Origin of the sequence: Pseudomonas sihuiensis (assembly GCF_900106015.1) — a bacterium.
GTDB classification, from domain to species: Bacteria; Pseudomonadota; Gammaproteobacteria; order Pseudomonadales; family Pseudomonadaceae; genus Aquipseudomonas; species Aquipseudomonas sihuiensis.
On sequence record NZ_LT629797.1, the window covers coordinates 4,449,122 to 4,470,503 of the forward strand.

A 21,382-nucleotide genomic window follows, 5' to 3' on the forward strand; every position below is an offset into this window, starting at 1 on the left:
AGGGTGCGCCATGCGCACCGGGGTATCAGCGCACGCTCAACGTCAGATCAATACGCTTGAGCCATTCGGCTTCGGCTTCAAAGTCCGCCAGGGTCAGCGGGTTGGCGGCCAGCCAGCCTTCAGGGAAGACGATCTCCAGGCTGTTGTCGCCGGCCTTGAACTGCACCTGTGGCATGTCCTGCGTACCACGGATGTGGTGGAACAGAATGGCGAAGCGCAGCAGCACGCACAGGCGCATCAGCTTCACGCCTTCCTCGCCGAAGTCGGCGAACTTGTCCTTGGGAATGTTGCGGCGGTGGCCGCGCACCAGCAGCGCGAGCATCTGCTGGTCCTGGCGCGAGAAGCCGGCCAGGTCGGAGTGCTCGATCAGATAGGCGCCGTGCTTGTGGTACTGGTAGTGGGCGATATCCAGACCCACCTCGTGCACCTTGGCGCCCCAGCTCAGCAGTTCGCGATGCCAGTCATCGGTCAGGCCCCAATCGGCGGACACCTTGTCCAGCGCCGACAGTGCCTTGGCCTCGACCCGTGCGGCCTGGTCGACATCGACGTGGTAGCGCTCCATGAACGCCGCCAGGGTGCGTTCGCGTACGTCTTCATGCTGATGGCGGCCGAGCAGGTCGTACAGCACGCCCTCACGCAATGCGCCCTCGGAATGGCTCATGCGCTGGATGTCGCAGGCATCGAAGATCGCTTCGAGAATCGCCAGGCCGGCGGGGAAGATGCCGCGACGGTCCGGCTTGATGCCGTCGAGGTCGAGCTTCTCCACCTCGCCGAGCTTGAACAGCTTGCGCTTGAGCCAGGCCAGGCCTTCGGCCGTCACCTCGCCGCTGCCCAAACCCGCTGCCTTGATGGTCAGACCGACCGCCTTGATGGTACCGGAAGCGCCAACGGCGTCTTCCCAGCCGAGGCGGCGCAGGCCCTGTTCGATGCTCATGAGTTCCAGACGGGCCGCGGTGTAGGCCTGGGCATAACGCGCCGGGGTGATCTTGCCGTCGCGAAAGTAGCGCTGGGTGAAGCTTACGCAGCCCATCTGCAGGCTTTCGCGCAGCAGCGGCTCGAAGCGCTGGCCGATGATGAACTCGGTGCTGCCGCCGCCGATGTCGGCGACCAGGCGCTTGCCGGGCGTGTCGGCAATGCTGTGGGACACACCCAGATAGATCAGGCGGGCTTCCTCACGGCCGGAAATTACCTCGACCTGATGACCGAGGATCTCCTCGGCGCGGCGGATGAACACCGCGCGGTTGCGCGCCTCACGCAGGGCGTTGGTGCCGACGATGCGTACGGCGCCTTCCGGCAGCGTGTTGGTGAACTGGGCGAAGCGGCGCAGGCAGTCGAGCCCGCGCTGCATTGCTTCTTCGCTGAGCTGACGCTCGTCGTCCAGGCCTGCGGCCAGTTGCACTTTGTCGCCGAGGCGCTCGAGGATGCGAATTTCGTGACTGTCGGCCTTGGCCAGCACCATGTGAAAGCTGTTCGAACCCAGGTCGATGGCAGCGATCAGGGGAAAACTCTCGGCAGGGGCTTTGGGCATGATTACGGCATCTCGTTCGATTTCCGCGCATCCTGCCACGACTGAGCGCATGAGCCAACGCATACGGATGTCGCATGAAACTGGTCTAGACCTGTGATTACTGCAGGTTCAGCACACTCAGTGGTTGTTTCAACACCTGCTCGTCGCAGTTGTGACCCTCGCCGCCACGGTCCACCACGATGAAGCGGCCGGGGTGCTGCAGGCACAGCAGTGGGTGATGCCAGGTGCCGCGGGCGTAGTTCACGCCCTGGTCTGGCGCGCTGATGAAGGCGCGAATCTGCGACTCGTCCAGCTCGCCGGGTGGGGCGACGACGATCAGCATGCGCCCGCCGTCCACCGGATAAAAGGCCTGGCTGCCCAGCGGGTGGCGTTCGAGCATGCGGATGGCGATGGGCGCGTGCCAAGCCTTGCCCTCGAAGATATTCACCAGGGTTCTTGGTGATTCGCCGGCCAGCTCCACCTGCGCCAGGTCGTGGTAGCGCGTGGTGGTGCCGACGTTGATCGGGAAGGCCGTGGCACCAGCCGTCTCGATCACCTCGCCGAAGGGGGCGAAGGCTGCGCGGGTCAGTGGCTCGATGCGCAGCGGCAGGGGCGCCGGCGCGTTCACAGGTTCACCGAACCGATGAAATTACGCAGCTCTTCGGTCTGCGGGGCGGCGAACAGCGCTCTCGGATCGCCGATCTCATGCACCTTGCCATGGTGCATGAACACCAGCTTGTTACCCACCTCGCGGGCGAAGCGCATCTCGTGGGTGACCATGATCAGGGTCATGCCCTCGCTGGCCAGTTGCTTGACCACTGCCAGTACCTCGTTGACCAACTCCGGATCGAGCGCCGAGGTGATTTCGTCGCACAGCAGCACCTTGGGCGACATGGCCAGGGCGCGGGCGATGGCCACGCGCTGCTGCTGGCCGCCGGACAGGCGCTCGGGATAGGCGTCGAACTTCTCCGCCAGGCCGACGCGTTCAAGCATCTGCCGGGCGATCTTCTCGGCTTCGGCGCGCGGGGTCTTCTTCACCACTTGCGGAGCGAGCATGACGTTCTCGCCGACGGTCAGGTGCGGGAACAGGTTGAACTGCTGGAACACCATGCCGACCTTTTGCCGCAGGCTGCGCAGGTCGGCGCGGGCGGCGTCGATGTACTCGCCGTCGACTTCGATCACGCCGTCGTTGATCGACTCCAGACCGTTCAGCGTGCGCAGGAAAGTGCTCTTGCCCGAGCCGCTGCGGCCGATGATGGCGACCACTTCGCCTTCCTCGACCTTGAGGTCGATGCCCTTGAGCACGTGGTTGTCGCCGTAATACTTGTGCAGGGCGGTGACGTTAAGCAGTGACATTCAGCCTCCTTTCCAGGCGGTATGCAGCGAGCGAGAGCGGGTAGCAAAGCAGGAAGTAACCGAGGGCGACGAAGCCGTAGACCATGAAGGGCTCGAAGGTGGCGTTGGCCAGCATGCTGCCGGTCTTGGTCAGTTCGGTGAAACCGATGATCGAGGTCACCGCGGTGCCCTTGACCACCTGTACCGAGAAACCGACGGTAGGCGCCACGGCGATGCGCAGGGCCTGCGGCAGGACAACATGGCGCAGGGTTTCCAGGCGGCTCATGGCCAGGCTTTCAGCGGCCTCCCACTGGCCGCGGGTGATGGCCTCGACGCAGCCGCGCCAGATCTCGGCGAGAAAGGCGCTGGTGAACAGCGTCAGTGCAGTGGCCGCAGCCAGCCAGGGCGACACGTCGATGCCGAGCAGGGCGATACCGAAGAACACCAGAAACAGCTGCATCAACAGCGGCGTGCCCTGGAACAGTTCGATATAGCCACGGGCCAGGATGCGCGGCGCCGACAGTGGCGACAGCCGCGCCAGCAACACCAGCAGGCCGGCGATACCGCCGCAGACGAAGGCCACCAGTGACAGCAGCAGCGTCCACTGCAAGCCGGTGAGCAGGTTGCGCAGGATGTCCCAGAGGGTGAAGTCCATCAGCGGGCTCCCATGATGAAACGGCGGCCGAACCAGGCCAGCAGTTGGCGAATTCCGATGGCCATGACCAGGTACAGCGCAGTGGTCAGCAGGTAGGTCTCGAAGGCACGGAAGTTACGCGACTGGATGAAGTTGGCGGCGAATGACAACTCCTCGGTGGAAATCTGCGAGCACACCGCTGAACCGAGCATGACGATGATTATCTGGCTCGACAGCGCCGGCCACACCTTGCCCAGTGCCGGGCGCAGCACCACATGGCGGAAGGTTTCGAAGCGGCTCATGGCCAGTGCGCTGGCGGCCTCGAGCTGGCCATGTGGGATGGCCTGGATGCCGGCACGGATGATTTCCGTGGAGTAGGCGCCGAGGTTGATCACCATGGCCAGCACCGCGGCTTCCCACTCGCTCAGGCGCACGCCGAGCGAGGGCAGGCCGAAGAAGATGAAGAACAGCTGAACGATGAAAGGCGTATTGCGGATCAGCTCCACGTAGATGCCGAATATCCGGTCGAACGGGCGGATGCGCCAGGCGCGCAGTATCGCCCCGACGATGCCGAGACCGACGCCCAGCAGGGTGCCGATCGCCGTCAGGCCGAGGGTGAAGGCCGCGCCCTGCAGCAGCAGATCGCTGTGCTGCAGGACGGCGGCGAAGTCGAACTGGTACGCCATGGTTCAGCTCTCCGCGTGGCTCAGAGGCCGGCCGGCAGCGGCTGCTTCAGCCACTTCTGGCTGAGCGACTCGAGGCTGCCGTCGGCCTTGGCGTCGGCGATGATGGTGTTGACCTTGTCCAGCAGCGCGCTCTGGTTCTTGTTCACGCCGACGTACACCGGCGAATCCTTGAGCTTGAGCTTCATGCTCGGTACGCGCTTGGGGTTGCGCTCGGAGATGGCCACCATCACCACGTTGCCGCTGGCGATCAGCTCGACCTGGCCGGAGAGGTAGGCGGCGATGGTCGAGTTGTTGTCCTCGAAGCGCTTGATGGTGGCGCCTTTCGGAGCGACGTTGCTCAGCTCGATGTCCTCGATGGAGCCACGGGTGACGCTGATGGTCTTGCCGCTCAGGTCGTCGAGGCTGGCGATGGCGGCGTCCTCCGGGCCGAACACGCCGAGGTAGAAGGGCGCGTAGGCGGCGGAGAAGTCGATCACCGCTTCACGCTCGGGGTTCTTGCCGAGGCTGGAGATCACCAGATCGACCTTGCCGGTGGTGAGGAAGGGAATGCGGTTGGTGCTGTTGACCGGGGTCAGCTCCAGCTTTACCGCCAGCTTGTCGGCCAGCAGTTGCGCGGTGTCGATATCCAGGCCGCGCGGTTTCATGTCCGGGCCGACCGAGCCGAACGGCGGGAAATCCTGCGGCACGGCGACCTTCAGCACACCGGCCTTGCTGATGTCTTCAAGGGCATCGGCATGCGCGGTGGCAGCGCCAAAGGCCAGTGCAGCGAACAGGGTACCCAGCAGGGTGCGGTGAAGTTTACGCATGTCGAACTCCCGATGAATGAACGAAAACTGAAGCGTTTTGCCTGGCTCATGCAGTGCATCGCCTGTGCCAAGTTCAATGAAATAAGGGCTTTCATCGTTTCGGGTGAGTGGAAACAAGGTCTTACTGGTCTGAACAGTTGGCGTAGCTGACCAGTTGGTCAGAAGCGTTTCTGAGCTATCTCGGTGCATCCGCGTGACAGGCTGTTCCACAAGAGGGCGTCGCTTGCCTGGGGCGGCCTTATGGCCGTACAAAGGCGACTTCACTGGACTGACCGGCCCGAACAGTCATGAATGCTTCTGCTCCCCGCGCGGTACCCGAATACGCCTTGCAGGCGATCCGCCGCCTGATCGAGGACGAGGGCTATCGCCCCGGCGACGCGCTGCCGTCGCAGCGCGATCTGGCCGAGCGCCTTGGTGTCAGCCGTGCGTCACTGCGTGAGGCGCTGTCGTCGCTCAGCGCGTTGGGCCTGGTCAGCGTACAGGCCGGCAAGGGTGTGTTCGTGCAGGAGGCGAGTAAGGCCGAGGCGGCCGGCGCTTTCGCCTGGCCCTTCGCCGCACAGGTGTCGGCGGCCGATACCTTCCAGTTGCGCTTTGCTCTGGAGGGCTTCGCCTGTGGTTTGGCGGCCGGGGTGATGACCGCCGAGGTGCTGGACATTCTCGAAGACAACGTCGAGCAGATGCGCCGCGAGCTGCGTGCAGGTGATTTCGAGCAGGCCAACCGGCTGGATTTCGAGTTTCACCAGCGTATTCTCGCCGCCAGCGGCAACCAGGCGATGTTCGCCCTGGTTACCTCCAGCGCCGAGATCTTCCTGGAAAGTCAGAAGCTGCCGTTCATCCGCCCGGAGCGTGCGCAGGAAACCTGGCAGGAGCATCGCAAGATCCTCAAGGCCCTGGCCCGGCATGCCGCCGGCCCGGCACAGAAAGCCATGCAGCAGCACATCCGCGCGGCGGCGCTGCGCACTGGAATAGCCTTCATCACGCTTGGTGATTGAAACTATTGAGTGGCTCAATCGCCAGTGCCTTTCGGTGTCAGGCAAGCCGGGCTATGATGTCGCCACTTTTTGGTTGCCAGTCATCCTTGGCAGCAGCCCATCGGGCCGTCGCAAGCGACGTCAAAAATTCCTCCCGGCAATTTTTTGCTTCCGAATATACGGAGACTCCTCATGAGCGAATTCATCACCAACGTCAGCGACGCCAGCTTCGACCAGGACGTCATCCAGGCTGAAGGTCCGGTTCTGGTCGACTATTGGGCTGAGTGGTGCGGCCCGTGCAAGATGATTGCGCCGGTGCTCGACGAGATCGCCAAGGAATACCAAGGCAAGCTGAAGATCTGCAAACTGAACATCGACGAGAACCAGGAAACCCCGCCGAAGTACGGCGTGCGTGGTATCCCGACCCTGATGCTGTTCAAGAACGGCAACGTCGAAGCGACCAAGGTTGGCGCGCTGTCCAAGTCGCAGCTGGCTGCTTTCCTCGACAGCAACATCTGAGGGGGCTGAAGAAGTAGGGTGGGCTTTAGCCCACCGAGCTGGTTGCAGTTGGCGTGCTGGTGGGCTGAAGCCCACCCTACCGCTCTGAGGCAAGTCGCTCTGGAAGAGGCCCCGTAATTCGCGGGGTTTTTTCGTTTTCGGGGCTAGACGCTGTTTTTTCACGGTGTTAAATTCGACCCCGCTGCATCCTCCATGCAGCTCTCTGCACGCCGTCGCCGATTCATTCCTATACGAACTCGTTCGCGATCCTGTCGCCTTCTCTGCGGCGCGGCCTCTCAAGCTAACAGCTTTCTTCTCCTCTCGATGATCACGTCATTCCTATGAATCTGACCGAACTCAAGCAAAAGCCGATTGCCGAACTGCTGGACATGGCCGAACAAATGGGCCTGGAAAACATGGCTCGTTCGCGCAAGCAGGACATCATCTTCGCCCTGCTGAAAAAGCATGCCAAAAGCGGCGAGGAAATTTCCGGTGACGGCGTGCTGGAGATCCTCCAGGACGGTTTCGGCTTCCTGCGCAGCGCCGACTCTTCCTACCTGGCCGGCCCTGACGACATCTACGTCTCGCCCAGCCAGATCCGCCGTTTCAACCTGCGTACCGGTGACACCATCGTCGGCAAGATCCGCCCGCCGAAGGAAGGCGAGCGTTACTTCGCCCTGCTCAAGGTCGACAGCATCAACTTCGACCGTCCGGAAAACGCCAAGAACAAGATCCTGTTCGAAAACCTGACGCCGCTGTTCCCCAACAAGCGCCTGACCATGGAAGCCGGTAACGGCTCCACCGAGGACATCACCGGCCGTGTGATCGACCTCTGCGCGCCGATTGGCAAGGGCCAGCGCGGCCTGATCGTCGCCCCGCCGAAAGCGGGCAAGACCATCATGCTGCAGAACATCGCCTCGAACATCACCCGCAACAACCCCGAGTGCCACCTGATCGTTCTGCTGATCGACGAGCGCCCGGAAGAAGTGACCGAAATGCAGCGCACCGTGCGCGGCGAAGTGGTTGCCTCGACCTTCGACGAGCCGCCGACCCGCCACGTGCAGGTCGCCGAAATGGTGATCGAGAAGGCCAAGCGCCTGGTCGAGCACAAGAAGGACGTGGTCATCCTGCTCGACTCCATCACCCGTCTGGCGCGTGCCTACAACACCGTGATCCCGAGCTCCGGCAAGGTCCTCACCGGTGGTGTCGACGCCCACGCCCTGGAGAAGCCCAAGCGCTTCTTCGGTGCCGCGCGTAATATCGAAGAAGGCGGTTCGCTGACCATCATCGCCACCGCGCTGGTGGAAACCGGCTCGAAGATGGACGAAGTGATCTACGAGGAATTCAAGGGCACCGGCAACATGGAGCTGATCCTTGATCGCCGTGTTTCCGAGAAGCGCGTGTTCCCGGCGATCAACATCAACAAGTCGGGCACCCGCCGCGAAGAACTGCTGACCGGTGAAGAAGAGCTGTCGCGCATGTGGATTCTGCGCAAGCTGCTGCACCCGATGGATGAGATTGCAGCGATCGAGTTCCTCATCGACAAGCTGAAAGCGACCAAGACGAACGATGAGTTCTTCCTGTCGATGAAGCGCAAGTAAGACATCACGTCTTGCCAAAAGGCCGGGGAAACCCGGCCTTGTCGTATCTGGAGGCGTTCAAGCCTTCTGAAAGCCCGACTTCGGCGCTAAACTTTGCGGCCGACTCTTGCCTGTCCGACACGAGGCTCCTGCATGCAGTATCGCGACCTGCGCGACTTCATCCGTGAACTGGAAAAGCGCGGCGAACTCAAGCGCATCCAGACCCCGGTATCGCCCGTTCTGGAAATGACCGAAATCTGCGACCGCACCCTGCGCAAGGGCGGCCCGGCGCTGCTGTTCGAAAAGCCCACAGGCTTCGATGTGCCAGTGCTCGGCAACCTGTTCGGCACGCCCAAACGAGTGGCCCTGGGCATGGGCGCCGAAGAGGTGTCCGAGTTGCGCGAGATCGGCAAGCTGCTGGCCTTTCTCAAGGAGCCTGAGCCGCCCAAGGGCCTCAAGGATGCCTGGAGCAAGCTGCCGATCTTCAAGAAGGTCATTTCCATGGCGCCCAAGGTGGTCAAGGACGCGCCTTGCCATGAGGTGATCGAGGAGGGCGACGATGTCGACCTGGGCAAACTGCCGATCCAGCATTGCTGGCCGGGCGACGTGGCACCGCTGATCACCTGGGGTCTGACCATCACCAAGGGCCCGAACAAGGAACGACAGAACCTCGGTATCTACCGCCAGCAGGTGATCGGCTGCAACAAGGTGATCATGCGCTGGCTCAGCCACCGTGGCGGCGCGCTGGATTACCGTGAGTGGTGCCAGAAGCACCCGGACAAGCCTTACCCGGTCTGTGTCGCGCTTGGCGCGGATCCGGCGACCATTCTCGGCGCCGTGACGCCGGTGCCCGATACCCTCTCCGAATACGCTTTCGCCGGCCTCTTGCGCGGTCATCGCACCGAGCTGATCAAGGCGCGTGGCAGCGACCTGCAGGTGCCGGCCAGTGCCGAGATCGTGCTCGAAGGCGTGATCCATCCGGGCGAAACCGCGCCGGAAGGCCCCTACGGTGACCACACCGGCTACTACAACGAGGTCGACACCTTCCCGGTGTTCACCGTCGAGCGCATCACCCGTCGCCGCGATCCGATCTACCACAGCACCTACACCGGCCGGCCGCCGGATGAGCCGGCGATTCTTGGCGTGGCGCTGAACGAAGTGTTCGTGCCGATCCTGCAGAAGCAGTTCCCCGAAATCACCGACTTCTATCTGCCGCCGGAAGGCTGTTCCTACCGCATGGCGGTGGTGACCATGAAGAAGCAGTACCCGGGCCACGCCAAGCGCGTAATGCTCGGTGTGTGGTCGTTCCTGCGACAGTTCATGTACACCAAGTTCGTTATCGTCACCGACGACGATATCAACGCACGGGACTGGAATGACGTGATCTGGGCGATTACCACGCGCATGGACCCCAAGCGCGACACGGTGATGATCGACAACACACCGATCGACTACCTCGACTTCGCCTCGCCGATCTCCGGCCTGGGTTCGAAGATGGGCCTGGACGCCACCCACAAGTGGCCGGGCGAGACCACCCGCGAATGGGGCCGCGCCATCGAGAAGGATCCAGCCGTGGTGGCACGTATCGACGCGCTGTGGAGCGAGCTGGGAATCGATTGATGAACGTCACCCTGCAACCTTCCGGCGTCACCCTCGCGCTGCATCCGGGCGAACGCATTCTCGATGGCGCCCGGCGCCTGGGCTACGACTGTCCGCAGAGCTGCCGCAACGGCAACTGCCATATCTGCGCCGCCTTGCTGGTGGAAGGGCGCGTGCGGCAGAACGGCGCCGAGCTGGATCACGGCGAGCTGTTCACCTGCCTGGCCGAGCCGCTGGAAGACTGCGTGCTGCATTGGGATGGCGTGCTGGCGCCGGGTGAGTTGCCGGTGCGCGAGCTGAACTGCCAGGTAACCGAATGCCAGGCCGTGGGTGGCGATGTGTTCCGCGTGTGTCTGCGCACCCCGGCCGGCAAGGCGCCGCGCTATCACGCCGGGCAGTACCTGCTGCTGCAGCGCCCGGATGACGAGATGGCGGCCTTCTCCCTGGCTTCGGCGCCGCACGCCGGGCGTGAGTTGGAGCTGCACATCCTCGCCCGCGAGGACAGCAGCATTGCCCTGCTGGAGCATCTGCGCAGCAACGGCATGGCTCGCGTGCAGATGCCCTACGGTGACACCCACCTCGCCGACCTGCCCGATGGGCCGCTGGTGCTGATCGCTGCCGGCACTGGCATGGGCCAGATGCACAGCCTGATCGAGCACTGCCGCGCGGCGGGTTTCGCTCACCCAGTGCATCTGTACTGGGGCGCGCGTCGGCCCGAGGATTTCTACGAGCTGCCACATTGGGCCGAGTGGCAACAGCTGGATAATCTGCACCTGCATCAGGTAGTCAGCGACCAGTGTGGCTGGCAGGGTCGTTGCGGCCTGTTGCACGAAGCAGTGCGCGAGGATTTCCCGGATCTCAAGGCATTGCACGTCTATGCCAGCGGCTCGCCAGCGATGGTCTACGCCACGCTCGATGCACTGGTCGAAGCGGGGATGGACGCGCACCAGATGCGCGCCGACGTGTTCGCCTACGCGCCGCGAGGTTGAACGAAAAAGTGGTAGGGCGGGTGCGACCCGCCACTGATTGATTCGGCGGGTTGCACCCGCCCTACGCACTGCTAACGCACAGTCACCACCACCTTGCCCACCGCCTTGCGCTGGCCGAGGGCATCGATGGCCTCGCCACCACGCTCCAGCGGGAAGGTTTGCGACACCAGCGGCTTGAGCTTGCCTTCGGCATGCCAGGCGAACAGTTGCTGGAAATTCGCGGCGTTGTCCTGCGGCTGGCGCTGGGCGAATGAGCCCCAGAATACGCCGACCAGGGATGCGCCCTTGAGCAGCGGCAGGTTGGCCGGCAGTGCCGGGATGCCACCGCCGGCGGCGAAGCCCACCACCAGGAAGCGGCCGTTCCAGCCGATGCTGCGGAAGGCTTCTTCGAACAGCGTGCCGCCCACCGGGTCGTATATCACGTCCACGCCCTGGCCGCCGGTGAGCTTCTTCACCTCGTCCTTCAGGCTCTGCTCGCTGTAGTTGATCAGCTCATCGGCGCCGGCTTTGCGCGCCACTTCCAGTTTCTCGGCGCTGCTCGCCGCGGCGATGACCTTGGCGCCCATGGCCTTGCCGATTTCCACCGCCGCCAGGCCGACGCCGCCGGAGGCGCCGAGGACCAGCAGGGTTTCACCCGGTTGCAGGTTGGCGCGCTGCTTGAGGGCGTGCATCGAGGTGCCGTAGGTCATGCCGAAGGCCGCCGCGGTGGTCAGGTCCATGCTCTTTGGCACCGGTAGCACGTTGTAGGCCGGCACGGCGACCTCTTCGGCGAAGCCTCCCCAACCGGTCAACGCCATGACCCGATCACCCGCGCGCAGATGGCTGACTTTCTCGCCGACGGCCTTGACCACACCGGCTACCTCGCCACCCGGGGCGAAGGGGAAGGGCGGCTTGAACTGGTATTTGCCTTCGATGATCAGCGTGTCGGGGAAGTTGACCCCGGCGGCCTGCACCTCGATCAGCACCTCGTTTTTTTTCGGTTCGGGGCTTGGCAGGTCTTCCAGTACCAGGGTGTCGGCGGGGCCGAAGGCTTTGCACAGCAGGGCTTTCATCAAGGTCATTCCTCTTGCAGGGTGCCATGCAGTGTAGAAAGCGCCCGCCGGGGGTCAACGAGCATGCCGATGCCTGATAGGTCGGCATAAGCGCCGGACTTGGGTGCAGGCCTGTGGATGGCTATGCTAGGCACATCCCCGATGGAGTGCCGAACGTGAAACTGTTGACCGCCCTGCTACTGAGCCTGTCGATCTGCCTGCCTGCCCTGGCCTCTTCGGAAAAGAAGGAGGAGGCTCCTGCGACGATTTATCACAACCTGACGCCAGCCTTGATCGGCAACCTGGCGGATCAAGGCAATCGTCTGAAGTTCTTCAAGGCCGATGTGTCCCTGCGGGTGACCGGCACCGAGGCCGAGGAGAAGCTCAAGCAGCATGAACCGCTGATCCGCCATCAGATGGTGATGCTGTTCTCGGCGCAGACCAGCGAGATCATCAACGCGCCCGATGGCCGTGAGAACCTGCGCCTGGAGGCCTTGAAGCAGGTGCAGGACGCGATCAATGGCGAAGAGGGCAAGCCCATCGTCGAAGACCTGCTGTTCAACAATCTGATTATTCAGTGAAAGGGTGCGGCTTCAGCAGCGTGATTTTCGCGGCTGAAGCCGCTCCTACATGTTGTTCAGGCCATCTGCGCCAGGGTCTTGCGAAAGCGGCTCAGCGCCGCGACGAAGAACAGAGCGCCGATGCCGGCGATGGCCAGCATATAGGGCCAGACGATGGGCAGCCCCGCACCGCGATAGAGAATGGCCTGGGCTAGCGCGACGAAGTGAGTGGTCGGCGCCGCCAGCATGATCTGCTGCACCAGCTCGGGCATGCTCTCGCGTGGCGTGGTGCCGCCGGAGAGGATCTGCAGCGGCAGCAGCACCAGGATGATCAGCAGGCCCAGTTGCGGCATCGAGCGCGCTAGCGTGCCGAAGAAGATGCCCATCGAGGTGGTGGCGAAAAGGTGCAGCGCCGCCCCGGCCAGGAACAGAGCAATGGAGCCTTCGATCGGCACCTGCAGCCATCCCTGCACCACCAGCAGCAGTGACAGGGCTGCAGCCGCCAGCACCACCAACCCCATCGACCAGACCTTGGCCAGCATGATTTCCAGTGGCGTCACCGGCATCACCAGCAGGTGTTCCACGGTGCCATGCTCGCGTTCGCGGATCAGCGCCGCACCAGTGAGGATGATCGACAGCATGGTGATCTGGTTGATCACCTCCATCACCGAGCCGAACCAGGCGCGCGTCAGGTTGGGGTTGAACTGTATGCGCAGCGCCAGTTCGGCCGGCTGCTGCAGCTCGCCACGGTAGCGGCGGACGAACTCGGCCACTTCGCTGGCGCCGATGTTCTGGATGTAGCCGGCACCGGTGAAGGCCATGCTTACCTGCGTCGCATCGACATTGAGCTGGATTGCCGGGCTGCGACCGGCGAGCACGTCGCGCTGAAAGTTCGGCGGAATGTTCAGGGTAAAGGTGTAGCGCCCGGCATCCATGCCGCGATCCATCTCGCTCAGGTCGATGCGTTCCGGGGTACGGAAATAGGGCTCCTGAAAGGCCTGGATCAGGCGCTCTGAGAGTTGCGACTGGTCTTCGTCGACCACGGCGATGGCGGCGTTGTGCAGGCTCTCCGGCATGCTGGTGGCGGCCGAGTAAACGCCCATGCTGAAGGCCCAGAGGATCAGCAGTACCAGCGCCAGGTCATGCTGCAGGCTGCGCAACTCCTTGATGCCGAGGTGCAGGATATTGGCCAGGCGTTCCATCAGACCTCCTGTTTGCGCAGCAGGCTGGCGCTGAGCAGCGTCAGCAGCGGGATGGTCAGTGCCAGGGCGGCGAAGTAGCCGGCCAGGTCCTGCAGCTCCAGTGCCTTGGAGAAGATGCCGCGGCTGATCACCAGAAATTGCGAGGTCGGGTAGAGCTGGCCGATCACCGCGCCTGCGCCTTCCAGCGAGGCGACCGGGTAGATCAGTCCGGAGAACTGGATGGCCGGCAGCAGGGTGACGATGGCGGTGCCGAAGACCGCGGCGATCTGGCTCTTGGTGAAGGTCGACATCAGCAGGCCGAGGCCTGTGGCGCACGCCAGGTAGAGCAGGGCGCCGGCCAGCAGGGTCAGCGGGTTGCCCTTGAGCGGCACGTCGAACACGGTGACTGCCAGCAGCGCCAGGAGGATGAAGTTGAACAGGCCCAGGGCGATGTAGGGCAGTTGCTTGCCGAGCAGGAATTCCAGGCGGGTGACCGGGGTGACGTAGAGGTTGATGATCGAGCCCAGTTCCTTCTCGCGCACCACGCCGAGGGCCGTGAGCATCGCCGGAATCAGCATCAGCAGCAGCGGAATTACTGCCGGCACCATGGCCTTGAGGCTCTCCACGTCCGGGTTGTAGCGATAGCGCACTTCCAACTCGGCGGCGTTGGCTGCTTGCGGCTGCGGCGAACGCCGCGCCAGCTCGCTAAGGTAGTGCTGGTGCAGGCCGTTCACGTAGCCCTTGATGGTTTCTGCGCGGGTCGGCATGGCGCCGTCGATCCACATGCCGATCTGCGGGCTGGCGCCGCGCTTGAGGTCGCGGCCGAAGTTCGGCGGAATCTCCACCGCCAGGCTGATGTCTCCGTTGCGCAGGCGTCGTTCCAGCTCGTCGTAATCGGAGAGCGGCGTTTTCTCCAGGAAGTAGCGCGATCCGGACAGGTTCAGGTGGTATTCCTGGCTGGTGGTGGTCTGGTCGCGATCCAGCACGGCGAAGGTCAGGTCTTCCACATCGAGGCTGATGCCGTAGCCGATGATGAACAGCAGCAATACCGTGCCGAGCAGCGCCATGCCACCGCGAATCGGGTCGCGGCGTAGCTCCAGCGCCTCGCGGCGGGCGTAGCTGAGCAGGCGGCGCAGGCTGAAGCGCTGACGCTGCGCGGGTGGCGCCTGTTCCAGTGGCGGCACCTCGCTGACCGGTTGCACGCCGACGGCCTCCTGCAGGTAGGCGATGAAGGTGGCTTCCAGGCTGTCCAGCCCGCGTTTTTCCATCAGGCCTTGCGGCGTGTCGCTGTCGAGTACCTTGCCGGCGTGCATCAGCGAGATGCGATCGCAGCGCAGCGCCTCGTTCATGAAGTGGGTAGAGATGAAGATGGTCACGCCGTCCTGGCGCGACAGGTCGAGCATCAGTTGCCAGAAGCCGTCACGGGCGACCGGGTCGACCCCCGAGGTGGGTTCGTCGAGGATCAGGATCTCCGGCTTGTGGATCACCGCCACGGCCAGCGACAGGCGCTGGCGGATGCCCAGGGGCAGGCGTTCGGGGAGCATGTCCATGACCTCGCCGAGGTCGAAGCGTGCGGCCATCTGCGTCACACGCGGCTCGATCTCCTCGGCCGGGACATGGAACAGCTGGGCATGCAGTACCAGGTTCTGCCGAACCGTCAGCTCGCCATACAGGGAGAACGCCTGGGACATGTAGCCGACGCGCTTGCGCGTGGCCATGTCGCGCGGGTCGACTGCCTGGCCGAACAGCAGCGCCTCGCCCTCGCTGGCCGGTAGCAGGCCGGTGAGCATCTTCATGGTGGTGCTCTTGCCGCAGCCGTTGGAGCCGAGAAAACCGAAGATCTCGCCACGGCGGATGCGGAACGATACCGAGTCCACCGCGATGAAATCGCCGAAGCGCATGGTCAGGCCCTTGGCTTCGATGGCGATCTCGTTGCTGTCTTGCAGGGGTGGAATGACCACCTGCTGATGGCCGCGGCGGCGTTCCTCGGGCAGCAGGGCGATAAAGGCCTGCTCCAGGCTGACGCTGTTGGTGCGTGCGCGCAGTTCCGCCGGGCTGCCTTCGGCCAGCACGCGGCCGGCATCCATCGCCACCAGATGGTCGAAGCGCTCGGCCTCCTCCATGTAGGCGGTGGCCACCAGCACGCTCATCTGCGGGCGCTGCGTGCGGATGCGCGCGATCAGCTCCCAGAACTGGTTGCGCGACAGCGGGTCGACGCCAGTGGTCGGCTCGTCGAGGATCAGTAGATCCGGGTCATGAATCAGCGCGCAGCACAGCCCGAGCTTCTGCTTCATGCCGCCGGACAACTTGCCCGCTGGGCGCTCGCGGAAGGCCGCCATGCCGGTGCTGCGCAGCAGGTCGTCGATGCACCGTTCGCGTTCGGCGGCGTCCTGGCCGAACAGGCGACCGAAGAAATCCAGGTTCTCGAACACCGACAACGTCGGATACAGGTTCTTGCCCAGGCCCTGCGGCATATAGGCGATATGCGGGCAGACGCGGCGACGATGGCGGGCATCGGCCATATCGCCGCCAAGCACTTCGATGTTGCCTTCCTGAAGCTTGCGCGCCCCGGCGATCAGCGCCAGCAGGCTGGACTTGCCGACGCCGTCCGGGCCGATCAGGCCGACCATGCAGCGGGCTGGCAGGGCCAGGTCGACCTGTTGCAGGGCGTGGGTCTGGCCATAGCGCAGGCCGACGCCAGCCAGGCGTGCGACCGGCGCGTTCATTGCGGAACCTTGATCGCCAGATGTGCAGGCCATTCAGCCTCAGGGTCGAGGCGCAGGTAGGCCATGCCGGGCACACCGGTCTTCACCTGCTGCAGGTGCTTGCTCAGCAGCTCGGGGTCGATGCGCGCCTTGACCCGGAACATCAGTTTCTCGCGCTCGCTGGCGGTTTCCACGGTTTTCGGCGTGAACTGGGCGACGCTGGCGACATAACTGACCTTGGCCGGGATCACGTATTGCGGCGCGGCGTCGATCACCAGGCGCACCTCGCTGCCCAACGCGACGCGGCCGGCCTGGCGCTCGGGCAGGAAGAAGGTCATGTAGACGTCGGTCAGATCCACCAGGTTGAGCAGCTTGCCGCCGGCACCGAGCACTTCGCCGGGTTGAGTGACGCGGTATTGCACGCGGCCGGCGCGTGGAGCCTTGAGCTGGCTGTCGTCGATGTCCACCTGCAGCCTCTCGACGCTGGCGCGGGCCGCTTCGGTCGCCGATTGCGCTTCGATGGCCTGCGACTGGGCTGCAGCTATGCCGGCCTCGGCCGAGCTGACCTGAGCGCGGGCGGCGGCCAGCGCGGCCTCGGCACTCTGCAGGCGGGCCAGATCGTCATCCAGAGTCTGCTGAGGCAGGGCGTTGCGCTTGACCAGCGTGGCGCTGCGCGCGTGACGTTTGCGCGCGGCATCCAGCTCAGCCTGGCGTTGGTGCACCACGGCCTCGGCGGCAAGTTTTTCGCTTTGACGCAGGCTGATCTGGCTGGCGGCGGTGATCTGGCCATTCTCTGCCTGGCGCAACTGGGCACGGGCCTGGGCCAGCTGGGCTTCGAGCACCTGGGTGTCCATGCGCGCGAGAATCTGGCCGGGCTCGACGAAGTCACCTTCGTCGACCTCGATGCTGGCGACGCGCCCGGCGAGTTTGGTCGCCACATCCACTTCGGTGGCTTCGATGCGCCCGTTACCGCTGGCGAAACCCTCGCCCAGCCCCGCCGGGCGCAGTTGCCACCAGGCTGCGGCCGCCAGCAAGGCCAGGCTGGCGGCGAACAGATAGGGCAGGCGGCGTTTTGCGTTGGTCATCTCGGCTTCCCTGTAGCGCCCCATGGCTGGAGGCTTTCACGACATTTCCATTGTCTGCCTGATGCGCCTCAGGGGCCTTGATGCAGGTCAAGCGCGGGGGGCTGCCACAGGCAGGTTCGGTTGCGACCCTCATGCTTGGCACGATACAGCGCCTGATCACCCTGGGCGAGCAGTTCGCCTGGCTGTTCGTCGCTCACTGGGTCGACCACCGTGATACCGATGCTCAGGGTCAGTTGGCCGAACGGGCTGGCCGGGTGATGGATATCCAGGCTGGCGATGGCTGCATGGACGCGCGCGGCGACCTGCTCGGCACCCTCCTGATTGGTGTTGGCGAGAATGATCGCGAACTCCTCGCCACCGTAGCGGCAGGCCGTATCGCCTTCGCGTTGCAGGCTGTCGCGCAGGGCTGCACTGACTCTGCGCAGGGCATCGTCACCGGCGAGGTGGCCGAGTGCATCGTTGTAGGCCTTGAAGTGGTCTATATCCAGCATCAGCAGCGCCAGGGGCGCGTCGAGGCGGCGCAGGCGGCGCCATTCGGCGAGCAGTTGCTGATCGAAGTAACGGCGGTTGTACAGCCCGGTCAGGCCGTCGAGCTGTGACAGGCGCTGCAGTTGCGCTTCCAGTTGCAGGCGCTCGCTGTTGTCGCGGGAAACGGCGATCAGGTATTCGCGGTCATGCAACTGCACCAGTTGGGTGTTGATTTCGGCAGGTTGGCGACTGCCATCGCGGCGGATCAGCTCGCGCTGGAATATCCGCGAGAGGTTGTCGCGCTGCGCCTGGCGCGCCTGCTCCAGCCAGCGGTGGAAGCCTGGCAGGAGTTTCTCCGGATCATCGCGCAGCAGCTCGGCGAACTGTTCAGGGCGATAGCCGAGCGTGGCGTAGGTGGCCTGATTCATGTGCAGCAGCTCGCGGGTGCCGCTGTCGAAGATGAACAGCCCGTCATGGCTGGAGTCGGTCAGGTCCAGCACCAGTTGTAGGCGCTCGCGGTTCTCGCGCAGGCGCTGCTCGGTCTCTTCGCGGCGTTCGGCCTCCAGCTTGAAGCGGCGGTTGGCCAGTTGCAGGGCATGGGCACGACGGCTGTTCTCCAGGGCCAGGGCCAGGGCGGCGACCAGTAGCAGGCTGATCGCCAGGCTGGCGCCGAGCACCACGCCGGGCAAGGGCGACTCGAGCTGGTCGAGCAGTTGCTCGGTGGGGCTCAGGCGCAGACTGAAGTCCTGGTTGTTGAGCAGACTCAGGCCCAGTTGCAGGCTGTGTCGCATATCGGTGTCCGCTGCGCCATGACGGAACAGGCTGTGGCTGTTCTCCAGCAGTTCGAGGTTAAAGGCTTCGCGATCGATCTGGGTGAGCAACTGCAGCATCAGCGGTTCGACGCGAAATACGCCCTGGAGGAAACCGTCGAACACCTTGGTGCCGTCATGTTCGCGGTACAGCGGTGTGTAGAGGACGAAGCCGCGTCCGCCCTGGACCAGATCGAAGCTGTTGGAGAAACGTTGTTCGCCGCTCTCGCGAGCCTCCATCGCCAGTGGGTAATTGGGGTGCTCCGGGTACAGGCGAAAATTCAGCGCCGCTTCGTTGCCGGCCACCGGTAGCAGCCAGCGCATGCGTAGATCGTCGCCGACCCACTGGATGGATTGATAGGCGGGAAAGCCTTGCAGTACGCGCTCCACCTCCTCCCCCCAACTGGCATGCGGCAGGCGGCCCAGGCTGTTCCACAAGCGGGCGATGCGTTCGAGGCTGGCCACCTCCAGGTGCAGCGTGCTCTCCAGCTGACGCGCCAGGCTGCGTGCCTGGTAGCCGATACGCTCATCGACACGCTGTTGCTGTACGGCCTCGATCTGACGCCAAAGCAGAACGCTGGCGCCGCTCAGCACCAGTAACAGGAATGCCAGCGCAAGTCGCGCCGGCCAGGGGGAGGATGCCGGCATGGAAAAACTCCTAAGCTCTGTGTGGTGATAGCACAGTGCCGCATGCGACTCAACGCATGGCGAGAATTGCTGTCCATTCGGCATCGCTCACCGGCATCACCGACAGGCGACTGCCACGTTGTACCAACGCCAGTTCGGCCAGTAGCGGATTGTTCTTCAGGTGCTGCAGCGCCAGCACCTCGTCGAAGGCTTCGACGAACTCGACGTCCAGAGCGCTCCAGGGGTTCTTCTCGGTACTGGCCTTGGGGTCGTGATAATGGCTTTGCGGATCGAGCGCGGTGGGGTCCGGGTAGATCTCGCCGGCAATACGTGCAATGCCGGCGATGCCGGGTTGCGGGCAGCTGGAGTGATAGAAGAAGAACAGATCGCCCGGTTTCATTGCGCGCATGAAGTTGCGCGCCTGGTAATTGCGTACGCCATCCCAGCGCGTTTTGCCCAGTCGTTGCAGGTCGTGGATGGACAATTCATCGGGTTCGGACTTCATCAGCCAATAAGGCATGAACTTTGCTCCTGCAGGTCTGTCCGTAAGCGGACGCTCGTTTGAGGGATATCTCCGACGGCCGGTTGGCGCCGGAAATTGCACAGTGCTTGGCGCTGACGGAAAATGCCCGGCTTAACGCTTGGCGCCGTCGTATTGCACACAACAATAACGCGCGACCAACGCGCGCATTGCCTTGAAGGGGGAGGCAATAGATGAAACGCAAGCCAGATCTTTTGTGGGTTCTCGTCGTACTGTTCAGTCTGGGCGTGGTTACCACGGGTTACACCCAGAGCCTTTGGGAGCGCCAGAGCGAAGCTCCGATCAATGTAACGCAGCAGCCCTGATTCGCGGACTGCCAGCGTAAGCGCCGCAGGGAACGCGGTGCCGCATCTTTCGATTCAATACCACGCCTTGTCCGTCACCGTTGCCTGCAAGGGCACGTCCCAGCTGGCCATCGCCAGTTCTTCCACGCGCTGACATTCATGCGCCAGGCCCAGTAGTGTCGGCATGTGCCAATTTTTGCGCATGCGCAGATAAGCCAGGCTGCGGTCGTAGAAGCCGCCGCCCATACCCAGGCGCCCGCCGCGATCATCGAAGCCCACCAGCGGTAGCAGCACCAGATCCAGTGCCCAGACCTTGCGTTGGCGCTTGGGCTGCGTGCGTGGTTCGAGGATGCGGAAGCGATTGCCCGCCAGTTTCTCGTGCTGGCTGACGCGCTGAAACACCATCTTGGTGCGCGGCCAGGCGCTGAGCACCGGCAGGTAGGTGTGTTTGCCGCGCTTGTGTGCGGCGGCCAGCAAAGGCCTTGGGTCGATTTCGCCATCGTTGGGCAGGTACAGGGCGATGTGCCTGGCGCGGCGAAACTGCGGGCTTTGTGCCAACTGACGATAGAGGTTACGCGCGGCAAGACGTTGCTGGCTGCGGCTGAGTGCACGTCGACGCTGGCGCAGCACGCGGCGCAGTTGCGGGCGACTGAGAGTGGCGGGCGTAGTCATGAAAGGAGGTTCGAACGAGGCGGGTAGCAGCGCTGAAGGTCACTGCTGGAAATGATGACTTCCCGGCGTGCCGCTGTCGGTTTAGCCCTTGAACCCGAAAGTTCAAGGTGGAGGTTGCAGGAGGCGTTAAGGCTTTCCGTCAGGCGGACATGCACACCGGCCCCAACGTGCAACCCCCGTGGTTGTGCGTATCGGCTCAGGGACATCACCGACTGGCGCACACCCCAGGAAGTTGCGCCCAGTATACCCGAACAGAGGGTCTGCGGGGCGGCCTGCGACGAACTGGCAGGCATGGCGGTACTCAGGAACTCGGATCGTCGGCCAGTGCATGGTCGACACGATCGAGTAGATCGCGCACCTGCTGGCGGGTGGAATTGGCGTCCTGATCCAGGCGCTGCTGCTTGTGCAGCAGGTCGTGGGTGATGTTCAAGGCTGCCATCACGGCGACACGGTCGGCACCGATCACTTTGCCGCTGGTACGGATCTCGCGCATCTTGCCGTCCAGGTAGCGAGCCGCACTTTCCAGATTGGCGCGTTCGTCCTGCGGGCAGGCGATGCAATATTCTTTGTCCAGAATGTGGACGGTCACGGTATTCGACTGGGTCATGAGTCCTGCTCCAGGGCTTTAAGGCGCGAAATCATCGATTCGACCTTGTGCCGGGCCATTTCGTTCTTTTCGATCAGATGGGCGCGTTCCTCACGCCAGGCCTGTTCATTCGCCAGCAGGAGTCGGTTGTGAGCCTTTAGCTGCTCGACACGCTGGATCAAGAGTTCCAGCTTGGCGGTCAATGCGTGCAGATCGGCGTCTTCCATG

At 63.7% G+C, this 21,382-nt stretch carries 22 protein-coding genes and 1 other RNA gene; 7 read left to right on the plus strand and 16 right to left on the minus strand.

The window, feature by feature from the left end:
* Positions 1-25: 25 nt before the first annotated feature.
* From ppx to BLT86_RS20965, 6 genes are all read right to left on the minus strand, one after another.
* Positions 26-1,528: an exopolyphosphatase gene (ppx, locus tag BLT86_RS20940; protein WP_017678339.1), complete on the minus strand. Its 1,503-nt coding sequence runs from the start codon at positions 1,526-1,528 to the stop codon at positions 26-28.
* 97 nt (positions 1,529-1,625) lie between these two features.
* Positions 1,626-2,135: an ureidoglycolate lyase gene (locus BLT86_RS20945; protein ID WP_017678340.1), complete on the minus strand. Its 510-nt coding sequence runs from the start codon at positions 2,133-2,135 to the stop codon at positions 1,626-1,628.
* Positions 2,132-2,863 carry an amino acid ABC transporter ATP-binding protein gene (locus BLT86_RS20950; RefSeq protein WP_017678341.1) on the minus strand — a complete coding sequence of 244 codons (732 nt, stop codon included), beginning with the start codon at positions 2,861-2,863 and terminating at the stop codon, positions 2,132-2,134. The genes BLT86_RS20945 and BLT86_RS20950 overlap by 4 nt, the downstream gene beginning before the upstream one ends.
* The gene (locus BLT86_RS20955; RefSeq protein WP_026088715.1) at positions 2,850-3,500 is read right to left on the minus strand and encodes an amino acid ABC transporter permease; all 651 of its coding nucleotides are present in this window, start codon (positions 3,498-3,500) and stop codon (positions 2,850-2,852) included. The genes BLT86_RS20950 and BLT86_RS20955 overlap by 14 nt, the downstream gene beginning before the upstream one ends.
* Positions 3,497-4,162: an amino acid ABC transporter permease gene (locus BLT86_RS20960; protein ID WP_017678343.1), complete on the minus strand. Its 666-nt coding sequence runs from the start codon at positions 4,160-4,162 to the stop codon at positions 3,497-3,499. Before BLT86_RS20960 ends, BLT86_RS20955 begins: the two co-directional genes overlap by 4 nt.
* Before the next feature lie 20 nt (positions 4,163-4,182).
* A complete protein-coding gene (locus BLT86_RS20965) occupies positions 4,183-4,968 on the minus strand; it encodes a transporter substrate-binding domain-containing protein (RefSeq protein WP_017678344.1) in 786 nt (261 codons plus the stop codon).
* A 287-nt stretch (positions 4,969-5,255) separates the two neighbouring features.
* On the opposite strand from BLT86_RS20965, the gene BLT86_RS20970 reads away from it, so the two are divergent.
* From BLT86_RS20970 to BLT86_RS20990, 5 genes are all read left to right on the plus strand, one after another.
* Positions 5,256-5,960, plus strand: a complete 705-nt coding sequence (locus tag BLT86_RS20970) for a FadR/GntR family transcriptional regulator (protein WP_017678345.1) — start codon at positions 5,256-5,258, stop codon at positions 5,958-5,960.
* Between the two features lie 171 nt (positions 5,961-6,131).
* Positions 6,132-6,458: a thioredoxin TrxA gene (gene trxA, locus BLT86_RS20975; protein ID WP_003458627.1), complete on the plus strand. Its 327-nt coding sequence runs from the start codon at positions 6,132-6,134 to the stop codon at positions 6,456-6,458.
* A gap of 320 nt (positions 6,459-6,778) precedes the next feature.
* Positions 6,779-8,038, plus strand: coding sequence for a transcription termination factor Rho (gene rho, locus BLT86_RS20980; RefSeq protein WP_003458629.1), 1,260 nt, complete (start codon positions 6,779-6,781; stop codon positions 8,036-8,038).
* A 132-nt stretch (positions 8,039-8,170) separates the two neighbouring features.
* The gene (gene ubiD, locus BLT86_RS20985) at positions 8,171-9,637 is read left to right on the plus strand and encodes a 4-hydroxy-3-polyprenylbenzoate decarboxylase (RefSeq protein WP_017678346.1); all 1,467 of its coding nucleotides are present in this window, start codon (positions 8,171-8,173) and stop codon (positions 9,635-9,637) included.
* The gene (locus BLT86_RS20990; RefSeq protein WP_017678347.1) at positions 9,637-10,605 is read left to right on the plus strand and encodes a CDP-6-deoxy-delta-3,4-glucoseen reductase; all 969 of its coding nucleotides are present in this window, start codon (positions 9,637-9,639) and stop codon (positions 10,603-10,605) included. Before ubiD ends, BLT86_RS20990 begins: the two co-directional genes overlap by 1 nt.
* 71 nt (positions 10,606-10,676) lie before the next feature.
* Here the strand turns inward: BLT86_RS20990 and BLT86_RS20995 are convergent, their stop codons facing one another.
* Positions 10,677-11,657, minus strand: a complete 981-nt coding sequence (locus tag BLT86_RS20995) for an NADPH:quinone oxidoreductase family protein (protein WP_017678348.1) — start codon at positions 11,655-11,657, stop codon at positions 10,677-10,679.
* Between the two features lie 155 nt (positions 11,658-11,812).
* Between BLT86_RS20995 and BLT86_RS21000 the strand changes: the two genes are divergently transcribed.
* Positions 11,813-12,217, plus strand: a complete 405-nt coding sequence (locus BLT86_RS21000; RefSeq protein ID WP_017678349.1) for a flagellar basal body-associated FliL family protein — start codon at positions 11,813-11,815, stop codon at positions 12,215-12,217.
* A gap of 56 nt (positions 12,218-12,273) precedes the next feature.
* On the opposite strand, the gene BLT86_RS21005 is transcribed toward BLT86_RS21000, so the two are convergent.
* From BLT86_RS21005 to BLT86_RS21025, 5 genes are read right to left on the minus strand one after another with little or no spacing between them, the layout of a single operon-like run.
* Entirely contained in the window at positions 12,274-13,398 is a 1,125-nt protein-coding gene (locus BLT86_RS21005) for an ABC transporter permease (protein WP_017678350.1), read from the minus strand.
* Positions 13,398-16,103 (minus strand): ribosome-associated ATPase/putative transporter RbbA, encoded by a 2,706-nt coding sequence (rbbA, locus tag BLT86_RS21010; RefSeq protein WP_017678351.1) that lies wholly within the window; start codon positions 16,101-16,103, stop codon positions 13,398-13,400. Before rbbA ends, BLT86_RS21005 begins: the two co-directional genes overlap by 1 nt.
* Positions 16,100-17,191 (minus strand): HlyD family secretion protein, encoded by a 1,092-nt coding sequence (locus BLT86_RS21015; protein ID WP_017678352.1) that lies wholly within the window; start codon positions 17,189-17,191, stop codon positions 16,100-16,102. The genes rbbA and BLT86_RS21015 overlap by 4 nt, the downstream gene beginning before the upstream one ends.
* A 44-nt stretch (positions 17,192-17,235) precedes the next feature.
* Positions 17,236-19,092: a sensor domain-containing diguanylate cyclase gene (locus tag BLT86_RS21020; protein WP_017678353.1), complete on the minus strand. Its 1,857-nt coding sequence runs from the start codon at positions 19,090-19,092 to the stop codon at positions 17,236-17,238.
* 49 nt (positions 19,093-19,141) lie between these two features.
* Positions 19,142-19,591: an EVE domain-containing protein gene (locus tag BLT86_RS21025; RefSeq protein WP_003458645.1), complete on the minus strand. Its 450-nt coding sequence runs from the start codon at positions 19,589-19,591 to the stop codon at positions 19,142-19,144.
* Positions 19,592-19,785: 194 nt separating this feature from the next.
* Between BLT86_RS21025 and BLT86_RS26260 the strand changes: the two genes are divergently transcribed.
* On the plus strand, positions 19,786-19,917 hold the full coding sequence (locus tag BLT86_RS26260; protein WP_003458646.1) for a hypothetical protein: 132 nt from the start codon (positions 19,786-19,788) through the stop codon (positions 19,915-19,917).
* A 54-nt stretch (positions 19,918-19,971) separates the two neighbouring features.
* On the opposite strand, the gene BLT86_RS21030 is transcribed toward BLT86_RS26260, so the two are convergent.
* The 4 genes from BLT86_RS21030 to BLT86_RS21045 form a co-directional block, all read right to left on the minus strand.
* Positions 19,972-20,568: a 5-formyltetrahydrofolate cyclo-ligase gene (locus BLT86_RS21030; RefSeq protein ID WP_017678354.1), complete on the minus strand. Its 597-nt coding sequence runs from the start codon at positions 20,566-20,568 to the stop codon at positions 19,972-19,974.
* 55 nt (positions 20,569-20,623) lie between these two features.
* Positions 20,624-20,802, minus strand: a non-coding RNA gene (gene ssrS / locus BLT86_RS21035) — 6S RNA.
* Between the two features lie 67 nt (positions 20,803-20,869).
* Positions 20,870-21,175 (minus strand): cell division protein ZapA, encoded by a 306-nt coding sequence (locus BLT86_RS21040; RefSeq protein WP_017678355.1) that lies wholly within the window; start codon positions 21,173-21,175, stop codon positions 20,870-20,872.
* Positions 21,172-21,381, minus strand: coding sequence for a TIGR02449 family protein (locus tag BLT86_RS21045; RefSeq protein ID WP_003458652.1), 210 nt, complete (start codon positions 21,379-21,381; stop codon positions 21,172-21,174). Before BLT86_RS21045 ends, BLT86_RS21040 begins: the two co-directional genes overlap by 4 nt.
* Position 21,382: the final 1 nt, after the last annotated feature.